Origin of the sequence: Phyllobacterium brassicacearum, assembly GCF_003010955.1 — a bacterium.
GTDB lineage: Bacteria > Pseudomonadota > Alphaproteobacteria > Rhizobiales > Rhizobiaceae > Phyllobacterium > Phyllobacterium brassicacearum.
The window spans coordinates 214,597-234,999 of record NZ_PGGO01000005.1 but is presented as its reverse complement, the minus strand read 5'-3'; the positions used below and the strand labels follow the sequence as shown (position 1 = coordinate 234,999).

The window sequence follows — 20,403 nt, the reverse complement described above, 5'->3', positions numbered from 1 at the left end:
AATGGCTTACAAAGACCCAGAAAACACGATCCTTCTCGAGACCACAAAGGGCGATGTCGTCATCGAACTTTATCCGGACCTCGCACCCGAACACGTCAACCGGATCAAGGAACTCGCACGCGAAGGCGCTTATGATGGTGTGGTGTTCCATCGCGTGATCGACGGCTTCATGGCTCAGACAGGCGATGTCAAGTTCGGCAAGCAGGGCGGTATCTCGTTCAATCCGGCACGCGCCGGCATGGGCGGTTCGGACAAGCCCGACCTCAAGGCCGAATTCTCCAATGCCAATCATGTTCGCGGCGCCTGCTCGATGGCCCGCTCGCAAAACCCGAATTCTGCCAATTCGCAGTTTTTCATCTGCTTTGACGATGCCGGTTTCCTCAATCGTCAGTACACGGTCTGGGGCCAGGTTATCGAAGGCATGAGCAACGTCGACAAGATCAAGCGCGGCGAGCCGGTGCAGGATCCGGATTCGATCGTTTCCATGCGTGTTGCAGCAGACGTCGAATAGATACGTATTGATGCATTATGCGTGTTGATCTTTTCGATTTCGATCTGCCGGAAGAGAACATCGCATTGAGACCTGCAGAGCCGCGCGATTCAGCGCGGCTTTTGCTTGTGAAGGCGGATGCGTCCGGATTTGAAGACAGTACTGTCCGAAACCTCGCTGACTTTCTGCGACCAGGGGACGCGCTGGTATTCAATGATACCAAGGTGATACCGGCACAGCTTGAAGGATTTCGCGAACGCGAGGGCGTAAATGCGCAGATCAGTGCGACGCTGCATATGCGTGCGGGCCCCGATCGCTGGAAAGCCTTTCTGCGCCCGGCAAAACGTATCAAGCAGGGCGAGCGCATCGACTTTGGCCATGGCAACAATGCGTGCCTGCTCGGGTCGCTCCAGGCGACAGTCACTGAGAAAGGCGACGCGGGCGAGGCATTGCTGGTATTTGATTTCAGCGGAGCTGATCTCGATCAGGCCATTGCCGCGGTCGGGCACATCCCTTTGCCACCCTACATCGCTTCAAAACGGGCGGATGATATCCGTGACCGCGAGGACTACCAGACCGTCTTTGCACGGGAAGAAGGTGCCGTCGCCGCTCCAACGGCGGGACTGCATTTTACGCCTGAACTGCTGGATAACCTGAAGAGGCGCGGCATCGAAGAACACTTCGTGACCTTGCATGTGGGTGCCGGCACTTTTTTGCCGGTGAAAGCCGAAGATACTGCCGATCACAAGATGCATGCGGAGATCGGTACAGTAGATCAGACTACAGCGGAAGCGCTCAACGCCGTAAGGGCGCGGGGCGGGCGCATTGTCAGTGTTGGCACCACCTCACTACGCTTGCTCGAAAGCGCTACGGACGAACACGGGGTGATCAAGCCCTGGTCCGGACCGACGGATATTTTCATCACACCGGGGTACAATTTCCGCGCCGTTGACATGTTGATGACCAATTTTCACCTGCCACGCTCGACGTTGTTCATGCTGGTATCTGCCTTCAGCGGGTTCGAGCGCATGCATGCGGCCTACGACTATGCGGTCAAAAACCACTACCGCTTCTATTCCTATGGCGATGCAAGCCTGTTATGGCGTTCCGCATCATGACAAGCGAAAACTTTGAATTCAAACTTATTGCCAATGATGGCAAGGCGCGTCGCGGCGAAATCACCATGCCGCGCGGTACGGTGCGGACGCCTGCCTTCATGCCGGTCGGGACCGGCGGCACGGTCAAGGCGATGTATATGGACCAGGTGCGGGAACTTGGCGCAGACATCATCCTTGGCAACACCTATCATCTGATGTTGCGGCCGAGCGCCGAACGTGTGGCGAAACTGGGTGGCCTGCATGAATTTGCGCGTTGGCCAGGGCCGATCCTGACCGATTCCGGCGGCTTTCAGGTCATGTCGTTGGCACAGTTGCGAAAGCTAACCGAAAAGAGCGTAACGTTCCGCTCGCACATCGACGGCAGCGCCTATGAGATGAGCCCGGAGCGTTCGATTGAAATTCAGGGACTGCTGGATTCCGATATCCAGATGCAGCTGGATGAATGCGTCGCTCTGCCGTCAACGCCGCAGGACATTCAACGGGCGATGGAACTGTCGCTGCGCTGGGCCGAACGCTGCAAGGCGGCCTTCGGCAATCAACCCGGCAAGGCAATGTTCGGTATCGTGCAGGGCGGCGATGTTGCCGATCTGCGCATCCGCTCTGCGCAGGCTTTGAAAGCCATGGATCTGAAAGGTTACGCCGTTGGCGGGCTGGCAGTCGGCGAACCGCAGCATGTCATGCTGGAAATGCTGGACATTACCTGCCCCGAACTGCCGCAAGAAAAACCGCGCTATTTGATGGGTGTCGGCACGCCGGATGACATTCTGAAGTCGGTAGCACGCGGCATCGACATGTTCGATTGCGTGATGCCGACGCGGGCAGGGCGACACGGTCTGGCTTTCACCCGCCGTGGCAAGATCAACCTGCGCAACGCCCGTCATGCCGATGACCCGCGTCCGTTGGACGAGGAGTCACCGTGTCCCGCAGCGCGGGATTACAGCCGTGCCTACCTGCATCATCTGGTCAAGTCAGGTGAGGCCTTGGGCGGGATGCTGCTGACCTGGAACAATCTGTCTTACTACCAGCAATTGATGCAAGGCATTCGCGACGCGATTGAGGGCAAGCGATACAGCGCCTTCATGGATGAAACGCAGAACACCTGGACGCGAGGGGATATCCCCGTATTCGCGTAATCAAGCATCGATCGGTTGGGAGGCCCTATTGGAGTCAACCCGCTCGAACAGGTTTCTCAGCCGGTCAATCGCTTCAATCTGCTCGTCCCTGCTTGGCACGTCCATTTCAAAGAGTTTCAGACTGCGGAGACCTTCGATCGTCAGATAGGCAATGAGCGCAAGGGTTGGATCCTCGGAATTCTCCTTCATGCGCTGCCACAATTGTCTGTTATATCGACGAATGGGTTCGATGAAACCGGGATCGTTGGCAATTGCGGCGAGAATGCCGGATGGTTCCGGCTCGTTGCAAACAAACTCCGCACGATAGACTTCGATACAGGCCTGCACCACGCTGTCCGGACCATGGTTTCGTTTGGCTTCTTCCTCGCGAAGTGATTCGTCGAATTCGCCAACATGCTGTTCTACGAGAGCTTCGAGCAGTTTGGCCTTGGTCGGAAACGAATAAAGCAATCCTCCCTTTGAAAGACCCGCTCGCCGCGCCACTGCATCGAGCGAAAGGTGCACAGGCCCGACTTCTTTGGCAATTTCAGCCGCTGCCTGCAGAATCTTGTCCTTTGTAGAGAGTATGTCCGCTGTCATTCTAGCACTTTCGATCTAAGAGAGATGTCAACCCATATTGACATTACCGTCCAGACGGTACAGTAGTTTGCGCGTGGCAATCAAGTCCACGTAATCTTTTTCTCGTAGACAGGGCTGGCATACGTTTGCTGGCCATTGTTTTGTTCCGGAGCAGTTTCCCGATGATAAAGCGCTATCTCGTCCCCGTTATCGCTCTCTTGTTTGTCATTCTCATCGGCGTTGGATTGGTTGGATTCAATCTTTTCCGGGATAAGGCAATCCAGGATTTCTTTGCGAACATGCAGCAACCGGCTGCGCCAGTGTCGACCTATACGGTCGAGCCCAGCGCCTGGACACCTGAAATCGAGGCAATTGGTACGGTCAGCGCCATTCAGGGCGTAGAATTGGCCGTCGAGGTTGCGGGTATCGTCAAAGAGATTCCGTTTGCGGCCAATCAGGAAGTTGAACAGGGTGCTGCGTTGCTGCAACTCGACGATGCAATCGAGAAGGCTGATATCGTTGCTGCCCGGGCACAAGACGTGCTGATGGACCAGACACTGGCCCGTGCACGTACTCTGAGCACCCGTGGCGTCGGTGCCGTTTCCAATGTCGACGAGGCGGAAGCGGCGTCTCTGGCCAAGAAGGCCGAAATCGCCAAATTGCAGGCGGTGATGGATCAGAAACTGCTGAAGGCGCCATTCAAGGGCACTGTCGGTATTCCACGCATCGAACTCGGTCAGTACCTGTCGCCGGGCACCGTCGTGGTTACGCTGCAGGATCTCGACACGATGCGGGTGGATTTCACCATTCCCGAGCAGACCTTAAGCGAAATCAAGATTGGCCAGCCGATCAAGCTTGGCCTGACCGACAGTGATTTGAGCTTCAAGGGTGCAATCATTGCCATTGAGCCCCGCATCGATCCGTCGACCCGTTTGATCTCCGTTCGTGCGAAGGTGGACAATCCGGACGGAAAACTGCGGCCCGGTCAGTTCGCCCAGGTTCGCGTTACGCTTCCGAGGGAAGATGATGTTTATACGCTGCCGCAAACCGCGCTCGTTTCGAGCCTTTATGGCGACTACATCTATGTGGTCCGTCCTGCGGAGAACAAGGCTGACGCGCCGAAGCCGGCAGGTGATTCCTCTGCCGGGACAGCAAACGCGGCGAATTCAACAGCGCCTGCGGATGAGAAAAAGCCGGCAGATGCCGCCCCTGAGCAGAAGCTTGTTGCGACACAGGTTTTCGTTACTCCTGGACGCCGGTCGGGCCTCTTGGTCGAGATTACCAAAGGCATCAAGAAGGGCGACATCGTGGTTACCGCCGGCCAGAATCGCCTGAGCCCCGGCGCGGCAGTCAAAGTCACCAATGACGTAAATCCAGCAGCAAAAACAGACGCAGGACTGGCAAAGAAATGAACTTTTCAGACATTTTTATTCGCCGACCGGTCCTGTCGACCGTAGTTGCCTTGATGATCATTCTCCTGGGCGCACAGGGGTTGGTGAACCTTGCCGTGCGCCAGTATCCCAAGGTGGAAGAAACGGTCATCACCATCAAGACCAACTATGCGGGCGCCAGCGCCGATCTGATGCAGGGCTTCATTTCTGCGCCGATCGCCAAGGCCGTGACGACCACGGAAAACATCGACTATGTAACGTCGTCCTCCGCGCCGTCATCCAGCACCGTGACGGTGCAGATGAAGCTCGGCGCCAATCCGGATGCCGCCTTGACCGAAGTGATCTCCAAGGTCAATCAGGTCCGCGGCGATCTGCCGGAAGAAGCGGATGATCCGGTTATCACGAAGGGCACTGGCCAGGACTTCGCGACCATGTACCTCGCCGTGCAAAATCCGCACATGACCAGCGAACAGATCACCGAATATCTGGAACGTGTCATCCAGCCGCGCATGTCGACGATTCAGGGTGTCGCCGACGCGCAGATTCTGGGTGGACAGGTCTTTTCGATGCGCGTGTGGATCGATCCGATCAAACTGGCCGCCCGCAAGACCACCGCCTCGGAGGTCTTGACGGCAATTAACCAGTCGAACTTCCTGTCTGCGCCGGGCAAGGTTGAGAATCTTTACACCGCCTCGCCGATCACGCTGAAAACGACGCTGCAGACGCCTGAGGCTTTTGGTGCAATGCCGATCAAGTCCGATGGCGACAATATCATCCGCCTGCGTGACGTGGCGCGGGTTGAATTGGGTGCCGTCAGCAAGGATACGATTGTTACTTTCAATGGAGCCGGCGGAACGTTCCTCGGGATTTTCCCGACACCTGCCGCCAATCCGATCGACATGACAGCTGCTGTCCGCAAGGAATTGCCGTTGATTCAGGCGAGCCTGCCTGAGGACATGAAACTATACATGGTCTATGACGCGACCGAGCAGATCAGTTCATCGATCGAGGAGGTGTTCAAGACCATCGGCGAAGCCATTCTCATCGTCGTTCTGGTTATCCTGCTCTTCCTGGGTTCCTTCCGGTCGGTGATCATTCCCGTCGTCACCATCCCGATTTCGTTGGTAGGCGTGTGCTTCTTCCTGTTCCTGCTTGGCTATTCGATCAATCTGCTCTCGCTGCTGGCGATGGTTCTAGCCATTGGTCTCGTCGTCGACGACGCGATCGTGGTTCTCGAGAATATTCATCGCCATATCGAGGAGGGGTTGAGACCGGTCGATGCCGCCTTGAAGGGCATGCGGGAAATTACCGGGCCGATTGTGGCGATGACCATCACGCTCGCAGCCGTGTTTGCGCCGCTCGGATTTACCGGCGGTCTGACCGGCTCGCTGTTCCGTGAATTTGCCTTCACGCTTGCCGGCGCGGTCATCATTTCCGGTGTGGCGGCATTGACCGTCTCGCCGATGATGTGCGCGCTTTTGCTACGTGCAGGCGGTCATAGCCGATTCCAGCGGATTGTGGACAAGAGTTTTGGCTGGCTCGAAGGGGCTTATGAGCGGCGGGTAGCCGGTTCACTGAACTTCCGCTTCGTGACCTTGTTCATCGTCGTCGCGCTCGTCGCGCTGACCGGATTTCTGTTTACCAAGACGTCCTCGGAACTTGCGCCTGAGGAAGATTCCGGTGCGCTGTTCGCCATCGTCAATGGCCCGCAGTATGCTACATCGCAGTATACCAAACTTTACGCGGACCAGATCGATGCCCTGACCAAGGATTTGCCGGAGCTGAAAACACGCTTCAACATCCTTGGATTTGGCACAACCAACTCGGCGTTCGCTATCTGGGTGTTCAAGGACTGGTCAGAGCGCACGAAGTCGCAGGCACAGCTCAAGGAAGAATTGCAAGGCATGATCAGCCCGATTGCCGGCGCCGAAGCCTTCATTTTCGCGCCGCCTGACTTGCCTGGTACCGGTGGTGGTCTGCCGATTTCGGTTGTCATCCAGTCGACTGGTCCAGCGGACAAGGTGTTCGAAGTAACCGAGGAGATCAAGAACAAGGCCCAGGCTTCCGGCCAGTTCATCGTCGTGCAGAATTCACTGTCGTTCAACGCGCCTCAGGTGACGATCACGATCGATCGCGACCGTGCCTCGGCACTGGGCGTGCCCGTGAGCGATATCGGCCAGACGCTCGGACTGCTGGTCGGCGGTGGCAAGATCTCGAAATTCGATCGGGATTCCAACAGTTACGACATCATTCCTCAGGTGCCGCAGGATTACCGGTCGAATCCGGAAAAACTGGGCCAATACTTCGTCAAGAGTGCGTCTGGCGAGATGGTGCCATTGTCAGCGGTCATCAAGATCACCGAGAATGCATCGCCGGCTGCCATCGAGCAGTTCAATCAGCTGAACTCGGCAACTATCTCGGCGTTGCCGCTGCCGGGTGTTACGACCGGTCAGGGGCTCCAGACGATCATTGATACGGCGAAGCCATTGATGCCGGATGGCTTCTTCATGGACTACTCGGGTCAGTCACGCCTGGAAATCGAGCAGGGAAGCACGATCCTCATCGCCTTCCTGCTGGCCGTGGTCGTGATCTATCTGGTGCTGGCGGCGCAGTTCGAAAGCTTCCGCGATCCATTCATCATCATGATGTCGGTTCCGCTGTCGATCTTCGGTGCGATCGTGCCGCTCAATCTCGGGCTTGGTACGCTCAATATCTACACACAGGTGGGGCTGATCACGCTTGTCGGGCTGATCACCAAGCACGGCATCCTGATGGTAGAGTTTGCCAACCAGCAGCGTGAGTTGCACGGTATCTCGCGGCATGACGCGATCATCCTTGCGGCGAAGACCCGGTTGCGTCCAATCCTGATGACGACGGCCGCCATGGCGCTCGGCGTTATTCCGTTGATCACGGCGACAGGCGCCGGTGCGGCTGCTCGTTATTCGATCGGCCTGGTGATTTTCTCCGGCATCCTCGTCGGTACGATCTTCACGCTCTTCGTTGTACCCATGTTCTATACCTTCATCTCCAAAAAGGATGTGTTGGCGGAACGCGGGCAACCGGTTCCCGATGCGGGTGCAGAGCCAGAATTCGGACGCACCTGATCCGAGACGTTGTGAAACAAAGAAAAGCCTCCGAACCAGACCGGTTCGGAGGCTTTGTCATAAGCTGATAGAAGAAGTCAGGCGCGTTTAACGGCGCGAAGGATAAAGAGGAGGATGACTGCACCAATCGTTGCGGCGATGATAGCGCCGAGAATGCCGCTGCCCAGTGATATACCAAGTCTTGGGAAGAGGTATCCGGCAATCAAGGCGCCGATGACGCCGACAATCAGATCACCGACAAGGCCAAACCCGCCACCGCGAACAAGCTGACTCGCGAGCCAACCCGCAACCAAACCCACCAACAGGAAAACAAGAAGACTTTCAACGCCCATAGTCGATCCTCCATAAACCGGTTTCGCTACGATGTTTCGCCGGCCCTGGATTCCTCAATCCATGCTTGGCAGGAGAATCACCTGTGCAATTTTACGACGGGAAGTACGGTTTGGGTAACAAAACTTGTCACGAGGGGAATGGAGCTGCAAGCACTTCACCAGAATACTACACCGGCCGAGGTTTCCCAGGACCGGTATAGTTGGAACGTAAGAGATACGGTCAGGCCAAATCTTATTCAGCAGCAGACTTCTTCACATCCTTCTTTGCGGCCGTATTGTGAACCTTCTTCACATGATGCTTATGCGACACCTTCTTGACAGGGGTCGTCGGAGCAGTGGTCGTTGTGGCCGGAGCAGCGCTTGCTACTGAGCTGAGTACCGGGGCCGATACAGCAAGGGCAACGGCGAGGCCAAGAGCTGTGTAGAGGGACTTTTTCATGGGTAAGTTTCCTTTTGCTGTGGGCATGGGGACGCAGTCGATCAATCCGTGATCGGCTGCACACCAAGCAGCTTCAGTGCCTGGGCATACGCTCTTATGCCCTGCGCCTGCTTGTTGCCGGCGCAGTACCGCGTTGCCTGCTTTTGAAGTGCTTTCGCCTTGGCCGCCCGTTTTGCCTCGGCGTGTTCGGTGATCGCGTGTTGGGTTTGTACCTGAAGTTTGCCGCACAGTTCCGTGCGCGTCGGTGTTTCATCGGCTGTTGACTGGTCAATCGATGCGGTAAGGATCACCGCAGCGGTCAGGGCGATCGTCGAAATGGTGGATATGTTTCGTAGAAGTGCCATTTTGAGCCACGAAGAAAACCTGTTTCAACCAGTCAACCCGCGTTGACAGCGCCTTTATCGGGCATGACTGTTGCGTCAGCTTTTCTGGCTCGTGGTGTTTTGTTTCTGGAATGTTTCTGGCGGGCGCTCCCGAAAATTTGCGTGGCTTTCCAATTGGGATCATGCGTAAAAACAAAGAGTTGAATTGAACGTGCGGACCAAGCGTCAAGGATCTCCGCCAGGGATACAAGCATGAAATCCGAAGCCCATATTCTCATCGTTGACGACGATGAAGCCATCCGGAACCTCTTGCATGAGTTTCTGAAGAAGCGGGGAATGCGTGTTTCCGTGGCCCGGGACAGTGAGGAAATGCAGGACGTTCTGTCCCGCACGCCGATCGACCTTCTTATCCTGGACGTCATGCTGCCGGGCAAGAGCGGCATGGAAATTTGCCGGGATATCCGGATGCATTCCCGCATCCCGATCATCATGTTGACAGCGATCACGGAGACAACCGACCGGGTGGTCGGGCTCGAGATGGGCGCCGACGATTATGTTTCCAAGCCGTTTGATCCAAGGGAATTACTGGCGCGGGTGAGGGCAGTGCTACGCCGTGTCGATACGTCGGGACCGGACAGACGGCTAGAGCCGCAAATCTACAAGTTTGCCGGTTGGACCATGGATTGTGCGCGGCGAAGGCTCGTTTCACCCGACGCCGTTCGCGTCGAGTTTACGACGGCAGAGTTCAATCTTCTGGAAACTCTGGTCAAGAGCGCGCAACGTATGCTGAGTCGTGATCAATTGCTGGAGCTGGCCGGGAGCAATGCGGCTTACGGGTACGATCGCAGTGTCGATATTCTGATCAGCCGCCTTCGCCGCAAGATGGAAGATGATTCCCGTTCGCCGAAGCTCATTCTCACCATACGTGGCGGCGGTTACCAGTTTGTCCCCGAAGTCAGCACCGAATGAAGCGATTTCTGCCCCAATCGCTCCCGAGCTGGATTTTGCTCATCCTGATTGCTGGTCTCTTGACCATGCAGATCGCAACGCTCTCCATTGTTTCGCGTGATCGGGCCGAGAACAACAACCTGCTCGAACTCTTCCGGTTAAGTGAACGCGCTTATACTCTCGCCAAGGTGCTTTACGGAACACCTGCGCCGGAACGAAAGCGGCTCGCCAGTGCCTTGTCAAATACCGCCAGCCCGATTTCTCTATCGGACCAGCCTGCGGTCACATCGGCCATCGCCGCCGACGACAGTCTCGCCGAACTCGAGGACGTTCTTGTTGCCCGTTTGTCAGAATTCGGCGTCACTGACGCGCGCATTCGCCGTGTTTCCGCCTCAAACGCCATTGCCAGCAGCGCGGGCGCGCCAGACCCTGATGCCGGCATCATCGAACGGCAGTTGTCCGATTTGGCCGACGACTTCAGCCAGAGTGACGGACTTGCCGCGTCGATCAAATTCAATGACGGTCAATGGCTGAACCTGGTGACGCCACTTGCGCCGGTGAACCCGATTTTCACGGCACAGACCTTGCCGCTCTTCGGCTCCGTCGCCGCAATTGTCATCGCCATGTCGATCTGGGCGATGCGCCGGCTAACGGCGCCCTATCGGGCTCTGGAGCAGGCGGTCAAACGCATTGGGGACGACGTCAAATCGCCACCTCTACCTGAATTTGGCAGTAGTGAGTACATATCGGCGGCGAGAGCGGTCAACGCCATGCAAACGCAGTTGCGTGAATATGTGGCTGACCGTGAACAACTCGCTGCGGCGCTCGCGCATGACCTGCGAACGCCGTTGACACGCATTCGCCTGCGGCTTGAACTCTTGCGCAAATCACAACTGCGCCAGTCGCTCATGCATGACTTGAACGATATCGAAGCCATTTCCAGATCCGTTATCGATTTTGCTACCTATGAGATTATTGACGAGGAACAGGAAAAGCTCGATTTCTGGTCGCTCGTCGATTCCATTGCGGACAATTATCCGCAAGTTGTGTTCGACAAACCCGGTCAAGTATCCCGTGGACTGATTTGCATTGGCCGGCCCATTGCCTTGCGGCGGTGTATTACCAATCTGCTTGACAATGCAGTGACATATGGCGGCAAAGCACATGTCAGCCTCACCCAAAGCGGCAATGATATCCTGCTGGTCATCAGGGATGAGGGGCCCAAGGTTGACGAAGTATTTCAGCCGTTCCGGAGAGTCGAGAACTCGCGTAACCGGCAAACGGGCGGATTCGGTCTCGGACTGACGATCGCGCGTAATATTGCGCGACGTTGCGGCGGTGATATCAAGCTTGAGAATGATGTTAAGGGCGGTTTGCGAGCAGAACTGAGAATTCCACTCATCACCTAGTCAAAACGGTGAGCTTTTACAGCCCACCGTTCTGTGAGAATGAGGTGACTGGAGATCCCATCATCACATATTGATGCTGCAGTCCTTCTACAGCACCAAATCTGTGGAATGTTCAGACTAGGAGCCGGTGTGTTCGCCCCGATTCCTTGTCGGCTATGCCGATCAGAAGTTCCGCTGGAAACGGACGATACCGCCAAAGGCGTCGTCGAAGTCACTACGGGCTTCATCGAATGAAGTGTAGTTGAGTTCCGGCGTGATCACGAAACCAGGAACGATTTCGTAAGCAACGTTCAGGGCAGCAGCGAAGGTACCTTCTTCTTCGTAAGCGAGCTGACCATTGATCGTCGCGTTTTCGGCAACCTTGGCGGAAAGACCACCCCAGATCGCATAATCGCCATTCCAGGCGCCGTAGTAGTTGGACACATCTGCATCAGACTGATAGCCGCCCATGACGAAGGCAGTCACTGTGTCGGTGAACTTCACATCCAAACGAACCTTGCCAGCAAATTCGTCACTGACCGCGTCATAACCACCCACTGCCGAGACTGCGCCCCAGCCCTGCTCGAACTTCACACCGGCAACGACGTGCGGCATGTAATCGTCGATCAGGTGCGAGCTGTCGCCCTGTTCTGCACCGATCATCGCCGAGAAACCATTGCCGCCAGCGAAGGTGTAGCTGATCTGGTTGGTACGGCCGCCGGTGTAGTCAATGACGTCGTCGGTGATGACATTGCCGGCCGAACCGGTCCATGTATCGAAGCGCGAGTCAGATACACCAATACGGAAGCCGCCGAGTTCAATGTAGCCATGAGCTAGCGTTTCGCATTGTACGGCGTTGGTGAACTCAAAACGCGTTTCGATATAAGAACGCAATGTGCCGAGTTCGGTTTCCGAACGAGCATCGAAGCGCAGGGTCGCACGCGTCCGCTTTTGCCAAGTTTCGAGTTCGCCGCCATTATAGACGTCGTCGCCAGCGCGGGCGTCGTAACGCAGGTAGCCGCTGATCTTCAGGCAGGTTTCAGTTCCGGGGATATAGAAGAACCCCTTGCCGTATGTGTCGCAAACGCGAACATATTCGACAGGCTCTGGTTCAGCGACAACAACGGCATCGGCGGCGTGTGCACCGGATACTGCAACCAAGGCTGCAGCGGAGCCGAGTAGAAGGCTCTTAACGTTTATTATTTCTCTCCATGAGGTGGTCGTAGTGACACGCGTCGCTTACCTCGACTTAAATAGTAAAGTCAAAGAACATATTTTGATTTTTGAGGTAATTTTGGAAGAAGCACCTGAATGTTGCATATTAATCACATACATATCAATAAGGTAGAAAATTATACAAGTATAAATCAATAGAAATATTTGCGTATAACAAAAAACAGACATGTACCATTCCAATGTAACAGCTTTGTGAGGGTTTCATTGGTGAATAAATTTTTCCCATTCGGTGATCAATTTCGATGACGTCCGGGGCAGTGAGGCGCTGTGCCTGACGAGTACTGGCTGCACACATAGGGATTAGGCTTATCGGGTCATTCCAGTGTGAATGATCCAATTTCATCTACCGCTGAGTTAACTCCGAGGGCTCCAGCGCGTGGTTCCGGGCCGGAATGCATCGCCAGAGTTGGCGTCTATGCTTGTTCTCCAAAAAGTGGGACTCTGGGTGACCGAGGCTAGCCGGCGGCTATGCAATGGAGATGCACGATGGAACCTGATGAGCATGACGAGAACGATGCGGTAGTCGATCAAGACGTGGACGAAGATACCGATGTTGAGTCATTAGACTTCGACGACGACCTCGACGAAGACCAATTGGAATCCGACGACGATGCTGATCTTGAGGATCTCGAGATTGATCTGGATCAGGACTCCGCAATCGTCGACGATCTGGACACAGATATTGTGATCATTGGTTCGCAGCCCGTGGACGTCAGGCTCGATACGGAAGTCGATCAGGATGACGAACTGGACCAGGACGTCGATGTTGACAGCGAAACGGGTGGCTCAGGTGGACGGGAGATTGCCGTCGATGCTGATCAACGGCCGGAGGTTGACCACAGGTTGGACGTGGATATCGAGGTCAGTAGGGGGCCTGACGGCACCATTCTCGTCGAGATCGGCCTCGACGAGGAGGATGACATCGAAATTGAAAGCGACCTGAGTGTCGATGTGAACGACGATGACAAAGACAGCGTCGACGCCTCGATCAATCAGGATACGGAAAGCGACGACAATATCGATGTCGACGTGGAAATCCGCGATGATCTCGATGCGGAAGTGGATGTCGATATTGCCTCTCTCGTTGCGACACTGGTTGCAGGGATTGTCGATCTGGAGGATGCAGATGACATCACCCGTCTCGGTGTTGATCTTGACGAGGCTGCTACCATCGACAGCGACGTCGACGTGATCGTTGATCTGAGCGACATAATAGCCTGAACATTGACCCGGCAAAGCAAGCAAGCTGCAGTGCAGCTTGCTTTATGCGCTTTTGTCCGGCTGAACGGCATAATTATGCATTACCCAAAGAGGTATACCGGTTCCGGTTAGCCTTACCCATTTAGATAAGCCAAGCAGCACGGGGCATTGCCGGTTCGGTTGAATGCCAATTGGCAGCTATTTTCCCTCATTCCAAACAGACATGCTCATCGCATCGATGGTGTGCTGGGGCCGCATGGATCAGCGTGATGACCATTGGTCCGCTCCTGATGTGGGATCGACGGAGCGGCTTTCCTCAAACGTGGGAGTGTAAACTTATGGACGATTTTGAAGACAATGATTTTGACATAGACATCAATGCTGACATCGACCAGGACCTTGATCAGGATCAGGACCAGGACGTCGACGTCGATACCGACCAGGACTCAGACGTCGGTATCGACAATGACAATGACTCGGATATCGACAACGATTCCGATCAGGACGCAGACACGGACAATGACGCAGATGCCGACGCAGATGCAGATGCCGATGCTGATGATGACAGCGACGCAGATGCTGACGCCGATGCAGATGCTGACGCCGATGGCGACGCCGACAACGATAATGACACCGACAACGATGTCGACCAAGCCAACGACAATGACGTGGATGTCGATCAGGATCAGACTGTCGACGTAGACGTCGATCAGGATCAATCCGGCGAACAGAACGCCGATATCGACATCGATTTCGATTTCGACATCGCTTGATTGCTCGCAGCATCGCAGCGCCCGGGCATCTCCGGGCGCTGCTCCATATACTGTTTGCCGACGAACTAGGGTGACATGGAGCTAAGCCGGGGCAGGCGCTCTCAATGTCAAACCCAAATGGGGACTTCCGGTCATGGCTCTTCCTTGGATGAAAACCCGCGCGACGACCGAAATAGAACGCGCGTTTGATCTATGCAAACCTTCGCTGCTGCTGGTGTTTGTGATCAGTTTTTTCGTGAACCTCCTGGCCCTTACAGTCCCGCTCTATCTGTTGCAGATCTATGACCATGTGCTGGCGAGCCGTAGTCTCGACACTCTGACGATGCTGACCATGATCGTCATTTTGGCGCTGGCAGTGAACGCAGTCCTCGATGCGCTGCGGCGCTCCATGCTGAACAGGATCGGCTCATGGCTCGATGACCGTCTTCAGGCGCCTGTGCTCGTCGCAGCCGTCCAATCAGCCCTGCGCACCGATTCCGCCGCGGCAGCTCAAGCCTGGCGAGATATCGGCAGTCTACGAAGCTTCTTCGCCGGCACCGCCTGCGCTGCCTTGTTCGACCTTCCGTGGACACCGATCTTTATCCTCGCAATGATTCTCGTTCATCCGCTCCTTGGCATGATCGGCCTTGGGGCGTCGATCGTGCTGATCGTGTTGGCACTGCTCAATGAAGTGGTCACACGCAAACTTTTTGCCCGCTCGAGTGCGGCGTGGGTCGAGAGCCAGCACCGGTTCGGATCGTTGCTGCGCAATGTCGAAGTTATCAGCGCCATGGGCATGCTGCCCGGCGTCGCCCGGCTGTTGCACGACGACCAAACCCGCGCAAAGGAAGCGCAACTCGCCGCCGCCGGGCGGGGCACAGTGATCCAGGCGATCGCGCGTTTTGTCCGGCTTCTTGCCCAAGTGACGGTCATGGCCTTCGCCGCCTGGCTTGTGATCCTCCATGACATCAGTCCGGGCGCGATCTTTGCGGCCTCCATCCTTCTTGGCAGGTCGCTTGGACCGGTCGAAGGCGCCATTAACACCTGGAAGGCAGTGACCAGCGCACGGCTGAGCTACGACCGCCTCAGAAAGATATTGGCAATGGCGCCGAAGCATCGAAAGACAATGCAGTTGCCGCGCCCCAACGGACAGCTTTCCATTGAACGGCTGACATTCATGCCGGCCGGTGCCGAAGCGCCAGCCTTGCGCCGTTTGAGCTTTGCCATCAATCCGGGCGAGGTCTTGGGCGTCGTTGGCGCATCCGGGGCCGGAAAGTCGACACTCGGGCGGCTCATCGCCGGAACGATCGCCCCCACGGCCGGTCATGTCCGCCTTGACGGCGCCGACGTTGGAATTTGGCTCGCTTCAGGTGGTCATCGCCACTTCGGCTATCTTCCGCAGGACATCGAGCTTATCGGAGGCAGCGTCCGCGAGAACATCTCCCGCTTGCAGGAGGCCCATGCGGATGACGTGATTGCAGCTGCCTCGATGGTGGGAATGCATGACATGATCATGCGGCTTCCGAGGGCCTACGAAACTGATATCGGCGATGGTGGTGTGCGGTTATCCGGCGGCATGCGGCAACGGCTCGGCCTTGCACGGGCATTCTTCGGTTATCCGCGCCTGATTGTGCTGGACGAACCCAATGCCAGCCTGGATGCCGAGGGCGAAGAAGCGTTGCGGCAGTCGATTCAGGAAATGCGCGGGCGGGGATCCACCGTCATTGTCATCGCGCAACGCCTCGGCATTCTCAACATGGCAGACAAAGTCCTTGTCCTCGACAATGGCACTATCAATGCCTTTGGGGATCGCCGGGAAATCGCCGAGAAGATCAGGAACGGGCGGACCAGCATTCCAGTCAGGCGACCGCGGATCACCGCTGCCACAAGGAACGTCCGTCGACTGAGCAGCAAGACCGCAGAATCCCAAGGCACCGCGGCAATTGCCACCAAGGAGACATCTGGAGGGAATGCACCATGAACACTTCCAACCACGCTACGGTGCATCACCTTGCGACAGTTGTGGCAAAACCACGTATGAGACCTTTCTATCGTCTGAGCCGCATCGCCACGCACGCGTTCAGCACGATTGATTCAGCCGCTAAAGCCGCGGGAAGGGCCGTCAGCACCGGCACAATCTCCGCTTTGACGGCACTGCGTTCAAGGGTGATAGATCCTGTGGACCGGTGCGCCTCGCTGATCGTTTCGGCCATTGGCAAATTTGCGGCGCGCTTCGGCATCGCCGTCAAACACAGCCTGGCAATCATGATAACTGAGTTGCGACTGTGGCTGGGAGCATTTTCGAAGAATCGCCGCCACCGTGCTCTAGCGACGCTGACACCAGCAGACGCGGCGAGCAATCGCCTAAATCATTTTCCGAAGAACGCCTTCTATGCTGTTGGTTCAATAAACAATAGTCCAAACCAGAACACTACACCAAGGCGATCAAAGACCATCCAGAAGCCGAGCGGAACACCTTTCGAAACCTTGCGTCTGCTTGCGATCAGTGCGTTCGCAATTGTCGGGATATTCATTGTCGGGTTCGGTACCTGGGCAAGCTATGCCCCATTGGAGAGCGCGGCCATCGCCGGTGGAGCCATCGAGGCGGAGACAAGCCGCAAAACCATCCAGCACCTCGAGGGTGGCATAATCGGGCGCATTCTGGTGAAGGACGGCGATGACGTCACCGTCGGACAACCGCTTATCCGCCTCGACGACATGCGGGCTCAGGCCAATGTCCTGGCACTCCAGATGCAGATGTGGGAGGCACAGGCATTGGAGGCGCGTCTGCTCGCCGAGCGTGATGGCCGCGCATCGATACATTTTCCCAGAAAGTCTGGACCGGCTGCCGAGAACGATCCGAAGTTCGCTGAAATCATGGCGGGACAGATCAAGATCTTCGATGCGCGCCGCAACCTCCAGAACTCGCAGATTAATGTCATAGAGCAGCGCAAGGCTCAAACGGAGCAGGAGATTGCCGGGCTGCAGTTCCAAGCGGCCGCGGCGCGGGAGCGGGTATTGATCATCAAGGACGAAGTCGCCGGCGTGGAGCCGCTGGTCGCCAAGGGTCTGCAAACGAAGGTACGCCTGCTGCGGTTGAAGCGCGAGCGGGCCGAGATCGACGGACGATTGGGCGACTTGCAAGCCCAGATATCGCGGGCAGGACAGTCCATCGGAGAATCGCAGGCGATGATCTTCAAACTGGAGAGCGATCAAAACAGTGAGGTCGCCCAAAGCCTCCGCGAAACACAAGCACTGATTTCTCAATTGGGAGAGAAGATTCAGGCGGCAACCGACATTCTGGACCGGACAGTTGTTCGGGCCCCCGAAGCTGGCACGATCACCGATCTGCGCATTCATACGCCCGGCGGTGTCGTCGCTGCTGGCGAGCCGTTGCTCGATCTCGTACCGCGGCAGGACCGGCTCATCGTTCGCGCTCTGGTCAAGCCGGAGGATATTGATCTGGTCCGTCCTGGCCTCGAGGCGCACGTTCGCCTGCTTTCCTACAAGCATCGCCGGGTGCCGCCGGTCGATGGTGTCCTCACCTATGTCTCTGCCGACAGTCTCGTCGACAAAGAAACGGAGCGGGCCTACTACACCGCCCGCGTCCGGATAGACGAAAAATCGCTGCACAATCTGCCTGAAGTGGAGATCATGCCTGGGATGCCGGTCGAAGTGATGATCAAGACGGGTGAATTCACCGTCGCCCATTACATGCTTCGCCCCGTTCTCGACAGTTTCAACCGAGCCTTTCGAGAGGATTGAGAACATGGACGTGCGTCTGGTCGAGTTACGACAATCCTGCGATCAGGGCGTGGAATACGCATCGCTTGTGACGACTATGCAGGCGCGGGGGGAGAATTCACATGTTCTTCTCTGACAAGGGTACCCGCGATCTGCTGCCGCTCATCGAACTCCACCTGGATGAAATACCTGTTGCAACGACAGCGTTCGACGGCGATCCCACGCCAGCGGCCAATGTCCCCCATCATGCGGTTCCGCAAGCAATGCAGCCAGCCGGAGATCTACCTTCTGTCGAAGAGCAGAGAGATGACGACACCGAGGCGTTTTCGAACGAAGAACAGGCTCCGCCGGCCATACACATTCAGGAAATGCCTGGTGGAAACGGCAGCACAGTTCACGAGATCTCCATACCGATTGATCACCTTACCGGGAATCCAGTGAGTTTCACTTTTCGGGGTGCAACCGGTGAGCTTGAACACAATGGGGGTGCGACCGGTAAGCTTGAACCGACCGGGGACGCAAATCAGCCCGGTCCTGAAAGTCAGGTTATTGGGCCGCACAGTCCTGCTTCTGAAGTTCCGACGATACCTGAGGATGGTCACACCATCAATGTCACGCAGCTCGCAGTGGTCGAGCAGGATGCCAGCATCTTCGTCAGTGGCTACGTCGGCGAGGTTGTTGCTCGCCTCCATATCGATCAAAGCCTCATGATGGACCAGGATGTGGACATTTCCTTCACAATCGACGGTGAAGGACACTTCTCGGTTCTGCTCGATCAGGATATGCGCATCGATCAGGATATCTGGGTCGATATCAACATCTACGACGAAGACGGCGTGCTCTATGTGGACGTCTTCCTGCGTGACGCAATTGAGGTCGATCAGGACACAACGATTGACGTGGAGATCAGCGATGGCCCGCCGGGCGGAACTGTCGAGATCAACCAGGACATTGAGCTGGATCAGGATGTCCACGTCCAGGTAGATATCGAAGATGACCTGGAGGAGCGCTACATTATCAGAACAAGTGTCGATGTGGTTCAGTCGGTCGATGCCGACGAGACCGCCGTCGTCGGGATTACCGGACGGGACGGAGAAACCGACATCGATATCGACGCTGTGCAGACCGCATATGTCGACCAGGAAACGATTGTGCACGCCGATTTTACGCTGGTTTAGGGCCGCCCACGATCCTCAGGGTCTTTTTCACGCATGGCACAACTGCAAGTAGCTAATCGCCACCGAATTGCCTATAATACTAACAAAATTCATAAAGTTCGCAGTCAGTAAGGAGTAGTCAAAAAGCGTAGGGGGAAACAATGTCAGTATCATTTGCCGCAGAAGTGCACGGCTTCAATGAAACACACAGCGTTGCTAGCGAACATATATCCATAGTTGTCATTGATTGCCAAACCTTGTCGCGAAGCTGTCTGATCCGCATTCTCCGGGGGGAGCTGCCAGAAGTCGCCATTCACGACATCGCAACATCAGACGAATTGGTCGGAATAATCGAGAGACATATCAATCTGGCAGTCATCAATATTGAAAACTGCTGCATGACCGATGCATGGGTGGCGGTCAATCTTGCCTATATTCATCAATTGCGGCCCGAAACCTCGCTCATGCTGCTGACCCAGTTGGACGAAGCATCGATAACCGACGCGACAGTTTCGGAAATTTCCAGATTGGGCGTAAAGGGCTACACAACAAATTCGGCCCCAGTCGAAGTCGTCCTTGCAGCCATTCGCCTCATCCTGGCCGGTGGTGCATATTACCCGCGTTCGGTGATCATTGACGATAGCGACCGCTCAAATTCAGCGTCAGCAGAGAATGCGGGTCAACTGTCACTACCCGCCAGTGCAAGGGGCGAGGAAGCGCTCGATACCGGTGAAACGGCCATGATTGGCTTCACGGAACGCGAAAGGCAGGTCCTTGCGACCTTGCGGCGCGGTCTTCCGAACAAAATCATAGCGAGCGAGCTGGACCTGTCGGAGAACACGATCAAGGTGCACATTTCGCATATCATGCGTAAACTCAATGCCACCAACCGCACCGAGGCAGTGGTCTTCTCGCAGCAATACGGGTCCGGCGTGAAGGGAACCAATGGCAGCAATGGCCACGGCGCAATGTTACGCCCGCCGCCCAAGGCAGGGCGGAACGAGGCGATGTTGGCGTCGCTGGGTCTGCTTTGCTTGACGTTTGTGGACGAGCTCTCCGCGCTCATTGCGATGGCTGTCTGACGGGCACA

General features: G+C 56.1%; 18 protein-coding genes. 13 read left to right on the top strand and 5 right to left on the bottom strand.

The window, feature by feature from the left end; genetic code table 11:
* Position 1: 1 nt before the first annotated feature.
* Genes CU102_RS08785 through tgt form a run of 3 tightly spaced genes read left to right on the top strand, consistent with a single transcriptional unit; the run spans position 2 to position 2,741 of the window.
* Positions 2-511, top strand: coding sequence for a peptidylprolyl isomerase (locus CU102_RS08785; protein ID WP_106710719.1), 510 nt, complete (start codon positions 2-4; stop codon positions 509-511).
* A 17-nt stretch (positions 512-528) separates the two neighbouring features.
* The gene (gene queA, locus CU102_RS08780; RefSeq protein WP_106710718.1) at positions 529-1,608 is read left to right on the top strand and encodes a tRNA preQ1(34) S-adenosylmethionine ribosyltransferase-isomerase QueA; all 1,080 of its coding nucleotides are present in this window, start codon (positions 529-531) and stop codon (positions 1,606-1,608) included.
* Complete coding sequence (tgt, locus tag CU102_RS08775; RefSeq protein ID WP_106710804.1) at positions 1,605-2,741, top strand: tRNA guanosine(34) transglycosylase Tgt; 1,137 nt, start codon at positions 1,605-1,607, stop codon at positions 2,739-2,741. Before queA ends, tgt begins: the two co-directional genes overlap by 4 nt.
* On the opposite strand, the gene CU102_RS08770 is transcribed toward tgt, so the two are convergent.
* The gene (locus tag CU102_RS08770) at positions 2,742-3,320 is read right to left on the bottom strand and encodes a TetR/AcrR family transcriptional regulator (protein ID WP_106710717.1); all 579 of its coding nucleotides are present in this window, start codon (positions 3,318-3,320) and stop codon (positions 2,742-2,744) included. It lies immediately after the preceding gene.
* A gap of 161 nt (positions 3,321-3,481) precedes the next feature.
* Here CU102_RS08770 and CU102_RS08765 point away from each other — a divergent pair, with 161 nt between their 5' ends.
* Together CU102_RS08765 and CU102_RS08760 are read left to right on the top strand one after the other, a co-directional pair.
* Positions 3,482-4,711, top strand: a complete 1,230-nt coding sequence (locus tag CU102_RS08765; RefSeq protein ID WP_106710716.1) for an efflux RND transporter periplasmic adaptor subunit — start codon at positions 3,482-3,484, stop codon at positions 4,709-4,711.
* Entirely contained in the window at positions 4,708-7,794 is a 3,087-nt protein-coding gene (locus CU102_RS08760) for an efflux RND transporter permease subunit (RefSeq protein ID WP_106710715.1), read from the top strand. The genes CU102_RS08765 and CU102_RS08760 overlap by 4 nt, the downstream gene beginning before the upstream one ends.
* A gap of 77 nt (positions 7,795-7,871) precedes the next feature.
* Here the strand turns inward: CU102_RS08760 and CU102_RS08755 are convergent, their stop codons facing one another.
* The 3 genes from CU102_RS08755 to CU102_RS08745 all read right to left on the bottom strand — a co-directional run bounded on the left by CU102_RS08755 (position 7,872) and on the right by CU102_RS08745 (position 8,909).
* A complete protein-coding gene (locus CU102_RS08755; RefSeq protein WP_106710714.1) occupies positions 7,872-8,126 on the bottom strand; it encodes a GlsB/YeaQ/YmgE family stress response membrane protein in 255 nt (84 codons plus the stop codon).
* 232 nt (positions 8,127-8,358) lie between these two features.
* A complete protein-coding gene (locus tag CU102_RS08750) occupies positions 8,359-8,565 on the bottom strand; it encodes a hypothetical protein (protein ID WP_106710713.1) in 207 nt (68 codons plus the stop codon).
* A gap of 41 nt (positions 8,566-8,606) precedes the next feature.
* Positions 8,607-8,909, bottom strand: a complete 303-nt coding sequence (locus CU102_RS08745) for a hypothetical protein (RefSeq protein WP_106710712.1) — start codon at positions 8,907-8,909, stop codon at positions 8,607-8,609.
* Between the two features lie 231 nt (positions 8,910-9,140).
* Here CU102_RS08745 and CU102_RS08740 point away from each other — a divergent pair, with 231 nt between their 5' ends.
* A complete protein-coding gene (locus CU102_RS08740) occupies positions 9,141-9,857 on the top strand; it encodes a response regulator (RefSeq protein ID WP_106710711.1) in 717 nt (238 codons plus the stop codon).
* On the top strand, positions 9,854-11,245 hold the full coding sequence (locus CU102_RS08735; protein WP_106710710.1) for an ATP-binding protein: 1,392 nt from the start codon (positions 9,854-9,856) through the stop codon (positions 11,243-11,245). The genes CU102_RS08740 and CU102_RS08735 overlap by 4 nt, the downstream gene beginning before the upstream one ends.
* A 162-nt stretch (positions 11,246-11,407) precedes the next feature.
* On the opposite strand, the gene CU102_RS08730 is transcribed toward CU102_RS08735, so the two are convergent.
* Complete coding sequence (locus tag CU102_RS08730) at positions 11,408-12,424, bottom strand: porin (protein ID WP_106710709.1); 1,017 nt, start codon at positions 12,422-12,424, stop codon at positions 11,408-11,410.
* A 522-nt stretch (positions 12,425-12,946) separates the two neighbouring features.
* On the opposite strand from CU102_RS08730, the gene CU102_RS08725 reads away from it, so the two are divergent.
* The 6 genes from CU102_RS08725 to CU102_RS08700 all read left to right on the top strand — a co-directional run bounded on the left by CU102_RS08725 (position 12,947) and on the right by CU102_RS08700 (position 20,395).
* A complete protein-coding gene (locus CU102_RS08725; protein WP_106710708.1) occupies positions 12,947-13,681 on the top strand; it encodes a hypothetical protein in 735 nt (244 codons plus the stop codon).
* A 317-nt stretch (positions 13,682-13,998) separates the two neighbouring features.
* Positions 13,999-14,433 carry a hypothetical protein gene (locus CU102_RS08720; protein ID WP_106710707.1) on the top strand — a complete coding sequence of 145 codons (435 nt, stop codon included), beginning with the start codon at positions 13,999-14,001 and terminating at the stop codon, positions 14,431-14,433.
* Between the two features lie 133 nt (positions 14,434-14,566).
* On the top strand, positions 14,567-16,393 hold the full coding sequence (locus CU102_RS08715; RefSeq protein WP_245425272.1) for a type I secretion system permease/ATPase: 1,827 nt from the start codon (positions 14,567-14,569) through the stop codon (positions 16,391-16,393).
* Positions 16,390-18,177 carry an HlyD family type I secretion periplasmic adaptor subunit gene (locus tag CU102_RS08710; RefSeq protein WP_245425271.1) on the top strand — a complete coding sequence of 596 codons (1,788 nt, stop codon included), beginning with the start codon at positions 16,390-16,392 and terminating at the stop codon, positions 18,175-18,177. Before CU102_RS08715 ends, CU102_RS08710 begins: the two co-directional genes overlap by 4 nt.
* A gap of 101 nt (positions 18,178-18,278) precedes the next feature.
* Complete coding sequence (locus tag CU102_RS08705; RefSeq protein WP_106710705.1) at positions 18,279-19,334, top strand: hypothetical protein; 1,056 nt, start codon at positions 18,279-18,281, stop codon at positions 19,332-19,334.
* 377 nt (positions 19,335-19,711) lie between these two features.
* The gene (locus CU102_RS08700; RefSeq protein ID WP_166648332.1) at positions 19,712-20,395 is read left to right on the top strand and encodes a helix-turn-helix transcriptional regulator; all 684 of its coding nucleotides are present in this window, start codon (positions 19,712-19,714) and stop codon (positions 20,393-20,395) included.
* Positions 20,396-20,403: the final 8 nt, after the last annotated feature.